Annotated in this window: 9 protein-coding genes; 8 read left to right on the top strand and 1 reads right to left on the bottom strand. The window is 33.2% G+C overall.

Going from position 1 to position 11,672, the window contains the following annotated elements; all coding sequences use genetic code 11:
- Position 1: 1 nt before the first annotated feature.
- Positions 2-628 carry a TetR/AcrR family transcriptional regulator gene (locus tag QRY57_RS17605; RefSeq protein ID WP_081811004.1) on the bottom strand — a complete coding sequence of 209 codons (627 nt, stop codon included), beginning with the start codon at positions 626-628 and terminating at the stop codon, positions 2-4.
- Positions 629-765: 137 nt separating this feature from the next.
- Here QRY57_RS17605 and QRY57_RS17600 point away from each other — a divergent pair, with 137 nt between their 5' ends.
- From QRY57_RS17600 to QRY57_RS17565, 8 genes are all read left to right on the top strand, one after another.
- Positions 766-1,659, top strand: coding sequence for an ABC transporter ATP-binding protein (locus QRY57_RS17600; RefSeq protein ID WP_286015738.1), 894 nt, complete (start codon positions 766-768; stop codon positions 1,657-1,659).
- Positions 1,652-2,458 (top strand): ABC transporter permease subunit, encoded by an 807-nt coding sequence (locus QRY57_RS17595; RefSeq protein ID WP_286015737.1) that lies wholly within the window; start codon positions 1,652-1,654, stop codon positions 2,456-2,458. Before QRY57_RS17600 ends, QRY57_RS17595 begins: the two co-directional genes overlap by 8 nt.
- Before the next feature lie 151 nt (positions 2,459-2,609).
- Entirely contained in the window at positions 2,610-3,143 is a 534-nt protein-coding gene (locus QRY57_RS17590; protein WP_208018560.1) for a sigma-70 family RNA polymerase sigma factor, read from the top strand.
- A 14-nt stretch (positions 3,144-3,157) separates the two neighbouring features.
- Positions 3,158-4,156, top strand: a complete 999-nt coding sequence (locus QRY57_RS17585; RefSeq protein WP_286015736.1) for an anti-sigma factor — start codon at positions 3,158-3,160, stop codon at positions 4,154-4,156.
- A 61-nt stretch (positions 4,157-4,217) separates the two neighbouring features.
- The gene (locus QRY57_RS17580) at positions 4,218-5,267 is read left to right on the top strand and encodes an LCP family protein (protein ID WP_208018558.1); all 1,050 of its coding nucleotides are present in this window, start codon (positions 4,218-4,220) and stop codon (positions 5,265-5,267) included.
- Between the two features lie 390 nt (positions 5,268-5,657).
- The gene (locus tag QRY57_RS17575) at positions 5,658-7,364 is read left to right on the top strand and encodes a peptide ABC transporter substrate-binding protein (protein ID WP_286015735.1); all 1,707 of its coding nucleotides are present in this window, start codon (positions 5,658-5,660) and stop codon (positions 7,362-7,364) included.
- 338 nt (positions 7,365-7,702) lie between these two features.
- Positions 7,703-9,415, top strand: a complete 1,713-nt coding sequence (locus QRY57_RS17570) for a peptide ABC transporter substrate-binding protein (RefSeq protein WP_286015734.1) — start codon at positions 7,703-7,705, stop codon at positions 9,413-9,415.
- Positions 9,416-9,952: 537 nt separating this feature from the next.
- The gene (locus tag QRY57_RS17565) at positions 9,953-11,650 is read left to right on the top strand and encodes a peptide ABC transporter substrate-binding protein (protein WP_286017901.1); all 1,698 of its coding nucleotides are present in this window, start codon (positions 9,953-9,955) and stop codon (positions 11,648-11,650) included.
- Positions 11,651-11,672: the final 22 nt, after the last annotated feature.

Below are 11,672 nucleotides of genomic sequence, written 5' to 3'. Positions count from 1 at the left end.
TCTAAATATTATTTTCAGGATTAGAAAGCCCATAAAAAAACATCGTAACAATATCTTGAATATGTTTTTCGCGATCTCCTTCCAATAATTGAGGCCCGTAGTCATCACCTAATTTACTGAACATTTGAATGTATAGTAACATCATTTCTTTTGAAAGATTGGGATTAATTTCATTGTTACGTTGTGCATGTTCTAATATCTCTAAAAACCAAGGCAGGACGGTTTCATTTTGATAACGATATATAAATTCGCGAAGCTCTGAATCTCTTTGGATCACTTGCAACAACATGTCAGGATGAAATAATCCGCCGCTTTCCATTTTTCTAACAATCATTTTATGCAGTATTTCATGGAAAGGCCTGTTTTCGGATGCTAGCTCTTTATAGTATTGGAATTCAGTAGTCGCAAATTCTTGAATAAGTTCTCTAAAAAGAGCGTCTTTACTCCCAAAATGGTTATAAATCGTCACTTGGGATACTTTCGCTTTTTTTGCAATATCCTCTATTTTTACCTCGTTAAATCCACGTTCTGAAAATAATAACAATGCCGCGTCTTTAATGGCGCGTTTTTTCTTTTCTTTCACTTTTTCAAACCCGTTCAATACAATCACCTCACCTAAAATATACAAGAAAATAAAGATGAAGACAATAATTTTGAAATATAGGCTTATAAAAATTTCAAAAAATTATTGCTAATATAATTGGAGAGGAGTACAATGATTTTGAAATATAAATAGTTAAATATTTCAAAAAATGAGGTGGGATAATGATTTCAGTCCAAAATATCACAAAGCAATTTTCAAATGGAAAAGGGTTATTTGATATTACTTTTCAAGTAAAAGAAGGTGAAGTTTTCGGTTACCTAGGACCGAATGGTGCAGGGAAATCAACGACGATTCGTAATTTAATGGGATTTATCAAACCAACAGCTGGTCATGCAGAAATTTTTGGATTAGATTGCTGGAATGAGGCTGCGAAAATCCAAAGAGAAGTTGGTTATTTGCCAGGAGAAATTTCTTTTACAGAAGGAATGAATGGATTAGAATTTTTAAAACTAATGCAAGGTATGCGAGGATTGAAAGAAACAAAACGACGTGATGAGCTTATTGAAAAATTACAATTTGATGTGAAAACACCGATTCGAAAAATGTCTAAAGGGATGAAACAAAAGGTAGGCATTGTTGCTGCATTTATGCATGATCCAGAGGTGTTAATTCTAGATGAACCAACATCAGGATTAGACCCACTTATGCAACAAACTTTTATTGATTTAATACTAGAAGAAAAACAAAAAGGAAAGACAATCCTTATGTCGTCACATATTTTCACAGAAATCGAGCGGACATGTGACCGAGTAGCGATTATTAAAGAAGGACGTCTTGTAACAGTGGAAAATATTCATGATTTACAGGGGATGAGAAGACAGGTAATGGATGTAACAGTGTCCTCTCAAGAGGAAATGCGGTCTTTACAAAAGAAAAATTTGCAATTTGAAGCAGTGAAGGGGAATACAGCATCCGTTATTGTGCAGGGGAATTATCAGGAAGTATTACAAATACTTGCACAGTATAATGTAAAAGCACTTCAAACGAGAGCTATGGATTTGGAACATTTATTTATGCATTATTATGATGCGAAAGAGGGTGCAAACCATGAATAAACAGCTGTTTTTAGCTAGCTTTAAAGAAAATTCAAAAAGTATATGGAGTTATTCGATTGGTGCGGCTCTTTATTTATGGTTGTTAATTTGGATATTCCCATCACTCGTATCAGCAAAAGGGTTAAATGAACTGATAGGTGCTATGCCAGAGAGTGTGAAAAAAATAGTTGGTATGGAAACTCCGATTCAAAATGTAAGTGAGTTCTTAGCGGGTGAATACTATGGCATGTTGTTTATTATCATTTTGACGGTTTTTAGTGTAACAGTTGCGACGCACTTAATAGCTCATTATGTAGATAAAGGAGCGATGGCGTATTTACTAGCAACACCTGTATCTAGAGTGAAGATTGCAATAACACAAGCAGTAGTTCTTATTCTTGGATTACTGATTATTACACTTGCTACGTACGGAGCTGGTGTATTAGGAGCAGAGTGGTTCTTAAAAGACAATAATCTAAATCAAGAATTATTTTTCAAGATGAATTTAGTAGGGGGACTTGTATTTTTGGTAGTCAGTGCCTATTCATTTTTATTTTCTTGTCTATGTAATGATGAAAGAAAAGCTCTTAGCTATTCAGCAAGTCTAACCATTTTATTTTATGTATTAAATATGGTGGGGAAATTAAGTGATAAGCTAGAATGGATGAGAAATATATCATTATTCTCACTGTTCCGTCCAGAAGAAATTGTGGCAGGAACATATAACATATGGCCGGTGAGTATTGGGTTAACTTGCGGTGCTATTTGTATCTTTGCAGTAGCGATTGTGTTGTTCAAGAAGAGAGACTTGCCGCTGTAGATGAATATGGTTGAAAAGATAGTTAGTTCATAAAGGAATTAACTATCTTTTTTATTTCTAGAAAATTAAGAAAAAAATGAACCTTTTATCGCACTAAACCGTCTAATAAGTGTAAAGTTTTATTGAGAGAAATAAAACAGGAGGACAAACAGTGAAAGTACTACCGTTATATAAAACTATGGTGAAAGAAGAGACGGATGTTTCTTTAGCTAAAAAAGGTAATCATGAAGCATTTGTTTCCTTAATACATACACATAAAGTTAAGCTTTATCGTATTGCAAAAGCAATGCTACATGATGAAGTTGATATAGAAGATGCGATGCAAACAACAATTTTGAAAGCGTATGAAAATATAAAAAAACTTAAAAATGAGGAGTTTTTTCAAACATGGTTAATACGAATTTTAATTAATCATTGTAATGAAATAATTCGGTCGCATAAAAAAGTAATCGTAATGGAAGAGAGTGATTATCAGATGATATCGTTTGACGATTACGAAGATCTAGACTTGCATAATGCAATTCAGTCCTTAAATGAAGAATTAAGAGCTGTAACAGTGTTGTATTATTACGAGGATATGAATCAAGAAAATATTGCAACATTATTAGAAATCCCAAAAGGTACAGTTAAATCAAGATTGTCGAGAGCGAGGGAACAACTACAGGAGCAATTAAAAATGGAATAGGGGGTGCTAATACGATGGATAGAGACAAACTGTTTGATGAAAAGCTGAAAAAGCGAATAGAAAAAGAAAAGACATTGTTACCAGAGCATTTGAATCAGAAAATTAGTGATACGTTACATAATATTCCTGTTCAAAATAAATCTTATAGAGTTCAAATTATGGCTGTTAGTGCGGCAATAATGGTATTATCACTCGTTTCTATGCTTGAATTTTCTGTGCAAAGTTTCGCACAAAAAGGTGGGGTATTTGAATATGTAACGAAAAAAGCATTTTCAGATTATGAAAATGAAGAAGAAACAAAATCTAACGTGAATTATCCTGAAAAAGAAAAGATTCATCAAAAAATGCTAGATTCAATTGATTATTTTAAAAATGTAACAGGCCAATTTGAAGAATATACGAGTTCATCTCATCTTATTACTACTTACAAATATGCAATTGATACAGAGAATAAGAGGGGAATTTCTTCTAAAGAGGATCGGCAATCAAAGAAAATGACGATTTTATATAACAATGGAAAAAGACAGGAATTTAATGATAAAGATGCTACTTATAAAGAAGTGGATTGGAAGCCTGAACCAAAAAACAAAGAATTACTAAAATTAACTCCTACCGAAAGGGTCTTTAATAAAGTAGGAGAGAAGAAACGATATGACGGTGAATATGTCGGATTCGCTACATACAGTATTCAATCTGAGTTTGCAGATTTGTTAATTAGATATAAAGATTGGAATTTCAAAGAAATAAAGTATCTTGGATTAGATTGTTACAAAATAGAGGGCGTTATAAATATAGAGATGCCTGTTAGTACATCAGAAGATTTACAGGGGGAATTTGAAATGATTGTTGAAAAAAATACGGGAATCATGCTAAATTTTCTTAGTTTCGATAAAGGGATGATTCAGTATTCTATTACTACAGAAAAGATACAAATAAATAAAAGAATAAATGAAAACGTATATCAAAAAGATGTATCTTCATACGAAAAGTTGAAAAATGTATTGAGTAAATAAGGAATTTGTCATTTTGTCAGTTTTTAATTTGTATAGAATAATAAGAATCGGGGGAAATAATGTGGAGAAGAGTGTACTTTCACGTGAAAAAAAGAATAAGAAAAAATCTAAAAAAAGAAGAGTGATAGGCATATTTTTAGGGATCTTGTTAGCTAGTGGCGTTGGATACGGTGCGTACCTATACAATAAAGCTTCAAATGCAGTGCAAAAAGCATCTCTCAGCCTAGCGCGTGGTGAGAAATCTGACTTACGTGAGGAAGTTGTAAAGCCAATAACCAATAATGTTTCTCTCTTAATTATGGGTATTGATGAAAATAAGGAGCGTCAAAAAGAATACAATGGTTCGTTTCATACAGATGCATTATTACTAGCGACTTTTAATAAAGATGATAAAACAGTCAAATTAATTAGTATACCACGTGATACATATACATATGTTCCAATTGAAAAGAAAAAGGATAAAATAACTCATGCATATGGAAGAGGTTTTGTAAAGAATGGAAAGGATGGAGGACCACAAGCTTCTGTTGAAGCAGTAGAAAAATTATTACATGTACCGGTTGATTATTTTGTGAAATTCAATTTCAATTCGTTTATAAAAATTGTTGATGATTTGGGTGGCATTGAAATAGATGTTCCGATTGAGTTTTCTGAACAAAATAGTAAAGATGAGCCTGATGCTATCCATTTGAAAAAAGGAATACAAACATTAACTGGTGAACAAGCACTCGCTCTTGCAAGAACGCGGCATATTGATAGTGATGCAATGAGAGGACTGCGTCAGCAGCTCGTCATTGAAGCAATCTTAAAAAAATTAAAAAGCGTAGGGTCTGTTACAAAAATAGGAAAAATGATTGATGCTGTAGACGGTGATTTTAAGACAAACTTAGCTTTGGCTGATATGCTGTCGTTTTACAAATATGGTTTAAATGCTTCAATTGAGAAAATACAATTAACCGGAGATGATCTATATTTACCAAATGGTCCGAATGGTGAACGAGTATATTATTATAATCCAGACACAAAGAGTTTAAGAGAACTTAGCAATAAACTTCAAAGCCATCTTGAATTAAGTGAACAGCAAATTAAAAAAGAAGGTGAAGAGGGTTAAGAAGTATAGCACACAATATAAAAATTTTTTAGTAAAGCAGATAATTATAAATGTCTGCTTTTATATTTTGTTAAGAAAGGATTTGCTAGAATTATACATTATTTATTAACAATAATTCAGAAGAGTTTTCTTTACAATTGGAATAAATAGAAGAAAAATCAAATGCATGTAGGAATACAAAAAAATGCTATATCAACGTAGTGGCATGTTTATGAATATTAGTGCAATAAAATAATTTTTATAAAATTTTTAATAATAATACTTTACAAAAAACAAAAAATTAGTAGAATAATAGTTAATAGAAATCTTTTGATAAGAATATAAAGAAAAACAGAATTATCAGAAATTTCTTAATCTAGAAACGTACAAGAAATTAGGGAGGGTACAAAAGTGAAAAAGAAAAAGATGAAAAAACTAACAGCAGTCGTAGCACCAGTTTTAGCAATGAGTATGGCATTAACGGCATGTTCTACAGGTGGAGACAAAAAAACAAGTACGAATTCAAGCGGAAGTGATAGTAAATCTGATGCTAAATTAGCAGCAAAACAAGTACTGAATCGTACAGAAACAAACGAAATTCCAACGATGGATACTTCCAAAAGTACAGATACTCTTGGTTCTCAAATCTTAGGGAATACAATGGAAGGATTATATCGCCTTGATAAAGATAATAAGCCAATCCCAGCTGCAGCTGAATCCAGCACGAAAAGTGAAGATGGCAAAAAATATACATTTAAACTTCGTAAAGATGCAAAATGGTCAAACGGTGATCCAGTAACAGCGAAAGACTTCGTGTATGCGTGGCAACGTTTGTTAGATCCAAAGACAGCTGCAGAGTATGCGTTTATTGCATACTATATTAAAAATGCAGAAGCAATTAATAAAGGGAAAGCGGAAGTATCTACACTAGGTGCAAAAGCGATAGATGATTACACACTTGAAGTTGAACTAGAAAACGCAGTTCCGTATTTCTTAAACTTAACAGCATTCCCATCGTACTACCCATTAAATGAAAAGTTTGTAAAGGAAAAAGGAGAGAAATTCGGCTTAGAATCTGATACAGTGGTTTATAATGGACCGTTTGTTCTAACTGATTGGAAACATGAGCAAGGATGGAAACTGAAGAAAAATGATAGTTATTGGGATAAAAAGAATGTGAAGTTAGATGAGATTAACTACAGTGTTGTTAAAGACATGGCAACTCGTGTAAATCTATATGATAGTGGTGAGATTGACTTTACTTTATTAAGTGGAGAGTTTGTTGATAAATATAGAAATAACAAAGAAGAGTTTGGTGTATATTCTGAACCAAGTACGTTCTACTTACGCTTAAACCAAAAACGCGGTGGTCAAGATACACCATTAAAGAGCAAGAAATTACGTGAAGCAATTGCGTTGTCAATTAATAAAAAAGATTTAGCAAATGTAATCTTAAATGATGGTTCTAAGCCTGCTGACTACTTAGTACCAAAAGGATTAGCAAACGGCCCTGACGGTAAAGATTTCCAAGAAACGTTTAAAAATGGTCTGAAACATGATACGAAAAAAGCAGCGGCAGCATGGGAAGAAGCGAAGAAAGAACTTGGTAAAGATCAAGTGACACTAGAGTTCTTAAACTATGATACAAGTAATGCGAAAAAAGTTGGAGAATATGTAAAAGACCAAGTTGAGAAAAACTTAAAAGGTGTAACAGTAAATATTAAAATGCAACCGTTCAAACAAAAGTTAAAGTTAGAATCTGAACAAGATTATGACTTCTCATATGGTGGTTGGAGCCCAGACTATGCGGATCCAATGACATATTTAGATATGTTCGAATCAACAAACTCTCAAAACCAAATGGGTTACTCAAATCCGAAATATGATGAAATCATCAAAAAAGGAAAAACAGAGTTAATGGCAGATGCGAAGAAACGTTGGGAAGAGTTAGGGAAGGCAGAAAAACTGTTGCTTGAAGAAGATGTAGCGCTTGTACCATTACATCAGAATGCTAGATCATATGTAATGAAACCAAACGTAAAAGGTGTTGTAAAACATAACATCAGTCCAGAATATAGCTTCAAGTGGGCTTACGTAACAGAAGAAAATAGTAAGTAATGAAGATAAAAGCATTTCTAAAGGTAGGGTGTCTACTTTTAGAGGTGCTTTTTTCTATGTAGTGAATCTTACTTATAGAGGCTTTCGTCACTAGAAGGCATATATATAAAGAATAAGAAATATACTTTTCTCATATAGTGAATGGTAATTTCTTGCAAATTAGTGTAACGAAAGCACATCGTTATTATAGTAGAAAGTATTTTCTGGAATTTCAAAAAATAACTTTACAAAACATAAAAAAACAGTAGAATATTAATTAATAAGAATTTTCTGATAATATAAATATATCAGAAAAATAGAGAGGTATTATCGTACATAAAATTAGGGAGGGTATACAAATGAAAAAGAAAAAGATTAAGAAGCTAACGGCGGTTGTAGCGCCAGTTTTAGCAATGAGTATGGCATTATCGGCATGCTCGGGATCAGGTGGAGATAAGAAGACAAGTACAACGTCTAATAGTGGTGAAGAGAAGAAATCGGATATTAAATATGCGGCAAAACAAGTATTAAATCGTACAGAAAATCAGGAAATTCCAACAATGGATACTTCAAAATCAACAGATACACTTGGTTCGCAAATTTTAGGGAACACGATGGAAGGGTTATATCGCCTTGATAAAGATAATAAACCAATCCCAGCTGCAGCTGAATCCAGCACGAAAAGTGAAGATGGTAAAAAATATACGTTTAAGCTTCGTAAAGATGCAAAATGGTCAAACGGTGATCCAGTAACAGCGAAAGATTTCGTGTTTGCATGGCAGCGCTTACTTGATAAAAACACAGCTTCTGAATATGCGTTTATTGCTTACTATATTAAAAATGCAGAAGCGATTAATAAAGGAGAAGCAGAGCTATCTACATTAGGTGCTAAAGCAGTTGATGATTATACCCTTGAAGTGGAATTAGAAAAACCAGTTCCATACTTTTTAAATTTAACAGCATTTCCATCGTATTACCCGTTAAATGAAAAGTTTGTGAAAGAAAAAGGAGAGAAATACGGTTTAGAGGCGGATACAGTTGTATATAATGGACCATTCGTAATGTCTGAGTGGAAGCATGAACAAGGTTGGAAATTGAAGAAAAATGATAAGTATTGGGATAAAAAGAGTGTGAAACTAGAAGAAATTAATTATAGTGTTGTAAAAGACGTAGCTACAAAAGTGAACTTATATGATACTAACGCAATTGACTTTACATTATTATCAGGTGAGTTTGTTGATAAATATAAACCGAAGAAAGATGAGTATGGTGAGTATGCAGAATCAAGCACTTTCTTCTTACGTTTAAATGAAAAACGTGGAGGTCAAGATACGCCGCTGAAAAGTAAAAAGTTACGTGAAGCAATTGCATTATCAATTGATAAAAAAGGTTTAGCAAATGTTATCTTAAACAACGGCTCCAAAGCAACAGATCAATTAGTACCAAAAGGACTAGCAAGTGGTCCAGACGGTAAAGATTTCACAGAAACATTTAAAAACGGTTTAAAGCAAGACACGAAAAAAGCAGCCGCAGCATGGGAAGAAGCGAAAAAAGAGCTGGGGAAAGACCAAGTGACAATAGAATTGTTAAGTTATGATGATGGAACAGCGAAAAAAGTTGCTGATTATGTAAAAGACCAAATTGAGAAAAACTTAAAAGGTGTAACAATTAATACGAAAATCCAGCCGTTTAAACAAAAGTTAAAACTAGAATCAGCGCAAGACTATGAAATCTCTTACGCAGGTTGGAGCCCAGACTATGCGGATCCGATGACATTTATCGATATGTTTGAAACGAAGAGCCCTTATAACCAAATGAGCTATTCAAACCCCAAATATGATGAAATGGTTAAAAAGGCTGGGAATGAATTAATGTCTGATGCGAAGAAACGTTGGGAAGAGTTAGGAAAAGCAGAAAAACTATTGCTTGAAGAAGATGTAGCGATGGTGCCGTTATATCAAAGAGGCAGTGCGTATGCAATGAAACCAAACGTAAAAGGAATTGTAAAACATAATATCAGTCCAGAATATAGCTTTAAGTGGGCTTATGTAACTGAGGAAGACAAAAAATAATGTTGAATTAGAAAAGCATTTCCAAAGGTAGATAAACTATTTTTGGAGATGCTTTTTCATGGGGATAATCAGTGGGAGATGAAGAAAATCCACACTGATTAAAGTTGTACTTTATTAATTGTTTTATTACTAAAAAAAATCACGATGTATAAACTATGCAATAAAAGTACTATTTATAAATTTTTAAGATAATATAATCTCAAATTGATAAAGAGTTGAAGGGAATTATTAAATTTATATCGGTTATATAAGGGGAAAGAAGGTTAAATATAGAATTCGAAAAAAGAGAGACGAATAAGATGATCCCAGGGTTCATATAGTAGATGGGGAGAATCTTGTAATTGTACTATTAAAAAAGGAATCATTATTATAGAAAAAATTTTCTGAATTTTTAAAAATAACTTTACAAACTTAGAAAAAATAGTAGAATATTAATTAATAAGAATTTTCTGATAACAAAATAGACATCAGGAAATCTCTCAAGAGTGGCATCGTACATATAATTTAGGGAGGGTACAAAAAGTGAAAAAGAAAAAGATGAAAAAATTTACAGCGGTTGTAGCACCAGTTTTAGCAATGAGTATGGCATTAACAGCATGCTCGGGATCAGGTGGGGATAAGAAAACTAATACGTCTTCTAGTAGTGGCGAAGATAAGAAATCTGATATTAAATATGCAGCAAAGCAAGTATTAAATCGTACAGAAACAAACGAAATTCCAACGATGGATACTTCTAAAAATACGGATACACTTGGTTCTCAAATCTTAGGGAATACAATGGAAGGATTATATCGCCTTGATAAAGATAATAAGCCAATCCCAGCTGCAGCTGAATCCAGCACAAAAAGTGAGGATGGTAAAAAATATACATTCAAACTTCGTAAAGATGCAAAATGGTCAAACGGTGATCCAGTAACAGCGAAAGACTTCGTGTATGCATGGCAAAGGTTAGTAGATCCAAAGACAGCTGCAGAGTATGCGTTTATTGCATATTACATTAAAAATGCAGAAGCGATTAATCAAGGAAAAGCAGAAGTATCTACACTAGGTGCAAAAGCCGTAGATGATTATACACTTGAAGTTGAGCTAGAAAGAGCAACTCCATATTTCTTGAACTTAACGGCATTTGTATCGTATTATCCACTAAATGAAAAGTTCGTAAAAGAAAAAGGAGAGAAATACGGTTTAGAATCCGATACTACAGTTTATAATGGACCGTTTGTTCTAACTGATTGGAAACATGAGCAAGGATGGAAACTGAAGAAAAATGATAGTTATTGGGATAAAAAGACTGTGAAGTTAGATGAAGTTAACTACAGTGTTGTTAAAGATATGGCAACTCGTGTAAATCTATATGATAGTGGTGAGATTGACTTTACTTTATTAAGTGGAGAGTTTGTTGATAAATATAGAAATAACAAAGAAGAGTTTGGTGTATATTCTGAACCAGGCACATTCTTCTTACGTTTAAATCAAAAGCGCGGTGGTCAAGATACACCATTAAAGAGCAAAAAATTGCGTGAAGCCATTGCATTGTCAATTAATAAAAAGGATTTGGCAAATGTAATTTTAAATGATGGTTCTAAACCTGCAGATTACTTAGTAGCGAACGGATTAGCAAAAAGTCCTGATGGGAAAGACTTCCAAGAGGAGTTTAAAAACGGCTTAAAGAATGATACGAAAAAAGCGGCGGCAGCATGGGAAGAAGCGAAAAAAGAACTTGGTAAAGATCAGGTGACACTAGAGTTCTTAAACTATGATACAAGTAATGCGAAAAAAGTTGGAGAATATGTAAAAGACCAAATCGAGAAAAATTTAAAAGGTGTAACAGTAAATATTAAAATGCAACCGTTCAAACAAAAGTTAAAATTAGAATCTGATCAAGATTACGATTTCTCATATGCTGGATGGAGCCCAGATTACGCGGATCCAATGACATTCCTAGATATGTTCGAATCAACAAATTCTCAAAACCAAATGAGCTACTCGAATCCAAAATATGATGAAATCATCAAACAAGGTAAGACAGAGCTAATGGCAGATGCGAAGAAACGTTGGGGAGAGTTAGGGAAGGCAGAAAAACTGTTGCTTGAAGAGGATGTAGCACTTGTACCGTTATTCCAAAGTGCTAGATCGTATGTAATGAGACCAAACGTAAAAGGTGTTGTAAAACATAACATTAGTCCAGAATACAGTTTCAAGTGGGCTTATGTAACAGAAGAAAATAGTAAGTAATGAAGATAAAAGCATTTCTAAG

This window comes from Bacillus arachidis (genome assembly GCF_030285945.1).
In the GTDB taxonomy this organism is placed as follows: Bacteria; Bacillota; Bacilli; order Bacillales; family Bacillaceae_G; genus Bacillus_A; species Bacillus_A arachidis.
Note: the sequence above shows the minus strand (reverse complement) of the source record. Positions and strands in the feature narration are given on the sequence as shown.

Coding starts and splice junctions, on each gene's coding strand:
- QRY57_RS17600 (WP_286015738.1), top strand. CDS start 766: ATGATTTCAGTCCAAAATATCACAAAGCAATTTTCAAATGGAAAAGGG.
- QRY57_RS17595 (WP_286015737.1), top strand. CDS start 1,652: ATGAATAAACAGCTGTTTTTAGCTAGCTTTAAAGAAAATTCAAAAAGT.
- QRY57_RS17585 (WP_286015736.1), top strand. CDS start 3,158: ATGGATAGAGACAAACTGTTTGATGAAAAGCTGAAAAAGCGAATAGAA.
- QRY57_RS17570 (WP_286015734.1), top strand. CDS start 7,703: ATGAAAAAGAAAAAGATTAAGAAGCTAACGGCGGTTGTAGCGCCAGTT.
- QRY57_RS17565 (WP_286017901.1), top strand. CDS start 9,953: ATGAAAAAATTTACAGCGGTTGTAGCACCAGTTTTAGCAATGAGTATG.